The sequence below is a fragment of the Streptomyces griseoloalbus genome (genome assembly GCA_014650015.1).
Classification (GTDB): Bacteria; Actinomycetota; Actinomycetes; order Streptomycetales; family Streptomycetaceae; genus Streptomyces; species Streptomyces griseoloalbus.
Window position 1 is genome coordinate 1 of record BMUD01000062.1, and the last position, 2,954, is coordinate 2,954.

The 2,954-nt window shown below is 73.9% G+C and carries 1 protein-coding gene; it reads left to right on the forward strand.

Annotated features, from left to right (window positions below; genetic code table 11):
* Nucleotides 1-2,954, forward strand: a 2,954-nt coding sequence (locus IE178_RS34915; RefSeq protein ID WP_193515047.1) for an acyltransferase domain-containing protein, incomplete at both ends; no start/stop codon positions are given.

Genomic DNA, 2,954 nt, shown 5'->3' on the forward strand with positions numbered 1-2,954 from the left:
TGATGGCGATGCGGCACGGTGTGCTGCCGCGCACCCTGCACGTGGACGCGCCGTCGTCGCACGTCGACTGGTCCGCGGGTGCGGTGGAACTGCTGACGGAGCCGGTGCCGTGGGCGCAGGGTCCGGGGCCGCGCCGGGCGGGTGTGTCCTCGTTCGGCATCAGCGGCACCAACGCGCACATCGTCCTCGAACAGCCGGACGCCGACGTCGAGGGGGAGCCCGACGCGACACCGGAACCGGAGACCGCCTCCGGCGCGGTGCCGTGGGTCCTCTCCGGCAGGAGTGAGGCCGCGCTGCGTGCGCAGGCCGACCGGCTGCGGGAGTTCGTGGCGGGAGACGGCGCGGCGGCCCGTGGCGGGGACCTCGGGTTCGCGCTGGCCACGCAGCGCTCCCTCTTCGACCACCGTGCCGTGGTGCTGGCCGAGGACAAGCCGGCTGCCCTGGAGGCGCTCGCGGCGGGCCGTCCGGACGCGGGCGTCGTGGAAGGCCTGGTCGATGGAGGCCGCACGGCGTTCCTCTTCTCCGGCCAGGGCTCCCAGCGCCTCGGCATGGGCCGTGAACTGCACGCCCGCTTCCCGGTGTTCGCGGAGGCGTTCGACGCGGTGTGCGCCGGCCTGGACGAGCACCTGGACCGGCCGTTGCGCGAGGTCGTGTGGGGTGAGGACGAAGACGCGCTGAACCGGACCGCCTACGCCCAGGCCGGGCTGTTCGCCCTGGAAGTGGCGCTGTACCGCCTCCTGGAGGCCTGGGGCGTACGCCCCGATGTCCTCGCCGGACACTCGATCGGTGAGGTGGCCGCCGCGCACATCGCGGGCGTCCTCTCCCTCGCGGACGCCTGCGCGTTGGTTGCCGCTCGCGGCCGTCTGATGCAGGCGCTGCCCGCCGGTGGTGCGATGGTGGCCATCGAGGCCACGGAGGCGGAAGTTCTGCCGCACCTGACCGGCGAAGTCTCGATCGCGGCCGTCAACGGCCCGACCTCCGTCGTGGTTTCAGGTGCCCAGGCCGCTGTCGAGACCGTGGCGGAGGTGTTCCGGGAGCAGGGCCGTCGTACGTCCCGGCTGCGGGTGTCGCACGCCTTCCACTCCCCGCTGATGGAACCGATGCTGGACGACTTCAGCACGGTCGTCGACGAGTTGAGGTTCAGCGAGCCCCGGCTGCCCCTGATCTCCAACATAACGGGCTGTATCGCCGCTTCCGGCGAACTCAGCACCCCCGCTTACTGGGTGACCCATGTCCGTGAGGCCGTACGCTTCGACGACGGTATCCGTGTCCTGGCGGAGCAGGGCGTCACGCGCTTCCTGGAGCTCGGCCCGGACGGTGTGCTCAGCGGCATGGCACGCGAGAGCGCCGGCGACGGGGCGCACCTGATCCCGCTGCTGCGCAAGGACCGCGACGAGGAGACGGCGGCGCTGACCGCGCTGGCCCGGCTGCACGTGGCCGGGGCCCGGGTCGACTGGGCCGCCTTCCTCACCGGCACCGGTGTGCGGGCCCGGGCCGTCGACCTGCCGACCTACGCCTTCCAGCGGCAGCGCTACTGGCCTGCCGGTGCGCTGACCCGGGCCGGGGACGTGCGGTTCGCCGGGCTCGGAGCGGCCGAACACCCGCTGCTGGGCGCGGCCGTCGAACTGGCCGGCACCGAGGGCTCGGACGGGGTGGTGTTCACGGGCCGGCTGTCGGTGCAGTCCCACCCGTGGCTGGCCGACCACGCGGTGCGGGGCTCGGTGCTGGTGCCGGGCACGGCCCTGCTGGAGCTGGCCATCCGCGCCGCGGACGAGGTCGGCTGCGACACGGTCGAGGAACTGACCCTCTCCGCCCCGCTGGTGCTGCCCGACCACGGAGGCATCCGGATCCAGGTACGGATCGGTACCCCCGATGCCGACGGCCGGTGCGCCCTGGGCATACACGCACGGGGTGAGGACGACGTCCAGGCCCCGTGGACCGTCCACGCCACCGGCGTCCTGGCTCCGGCGGCTGCCGCGGACCACGTGCGGTCCGACTTCGACGCGTCCGTGTGGCCCCCGAAGGGCGCTCGGGCGGTCGATGTGACGGACTGCTACGAACGGCTGGCCGACGCCGGGTTCGCCTACGGCCCCGCGTTCCGCGGCCTGCGGGCCGCGTGGCGCCGGGGCGACGAACTGTTCGCCGACGTCGCCCTCGACGAAGCAACGGACGGCAGCGCCTTCGGTCTCCACCCGGCCCTGTTCGACGCCGCCCTGCACGCCTTCGCGCTCGACGACGACGGCCGCGGCGGAGTGCCGTTCTCCTGGGCCGGAGTATCGCTGCACGCCTCCGGCGCCTCGGCCCTGCGGGTCCGGCTGACCCGGGACGCCGACGGCACCATGGCCCTGGAGCTGGCCGACCCGGCCGGTGCTCCCGTCGCCTCGGTGGAGTCCCTGGTCGTCCGGCCCTTGGCGGCCGGGCACCTCAGCGCTGCGACCCATGACTCCCTCTACCAGGTGGACTGGGTGCCGTCGCGAGGCACGAAGACCGCCGAAGTGTCCCCCGAACCGGTGACGGTCTCGGCAGCGGCCGAACTCGAGGCGCTGGAGGGCGAGGTGCCGGCAACGGTGCTGGCCACCGTGCCCGGCACCGCGGACGGTGTCGTCGGGTCCGTGCACGAAGCTGCCGCCTGGGCGCTGGAGCTGGTGCGGTCGTGGCTGGCGAACGACCGGTGCGCGCAGTCGCGGCTGGTGTTCGTGACGCGCGGCGCCACGGAGGGCGGTGACCTGGCCGGTGCCGCAGTGTGGGGTCTGGTGAGGTCGGCCGTCTCGGAGCACCCGGGCCGATTCGGTCTGCTGGACGTCGAGCCGGACGCCGGGCTCCCCGTGGAGCGGTTGGGTGCGGCTCTGGCGGTGAACGAGGCCGAGGTGGCGGTGCGTGGTGGTGAGGTGCTGGTGCCTCGCCTGGCGCGGGTGGCGTCCGGGGCCGGTGTGGATGCTGCCGGCTGGGATGTG